The organism is Desulfovibrio sp. 1188_IL3213, from assembly GCF_036763145.1.
Classification (GTDB): domain Bacteria; phylum Desulfobacterota; class Desulfovibrionia; order Desulfovibrionales; family Desulfovibrionaceae; genus Desulfovibrio.
Map to the genome: position 1 here is coordinate 1 of NZ_JBAIYR010000756.1, position 217 is coordinate 217.

Below are 217 nucleotides of genomic sequence, written 5' to 3' on the forward strand. Positions count from 1 at the left end.
GATTTGGTCTCTGTTTTCTCTATTTGCGTAACGTAAAAGGGTATGCCTGGAACCATAAGCGCGTGTATCGAATTTACCGAGAGTTGGAGCTGAACTTGCGCATCAAGCCTCGAAAACGTCTCAAGCGTGATAAACCTGAGGAATTAAGCGTACCGGAGTCTGCTAATCAGGTATGGTCAATGGATTTTATGCATGACCAACTCCGGGACGGGCGAAC

At 47.0% G+C, this 217-nt stretch carries 1 pseudogene; it reads left to right on the forward strand.

What is annotated here, in order from left to right:
• Positions 1-217, forward strand: a pseudogene (locus tag V6C16_RS15065) (IS3 family transposase); the annotation flags it as partial.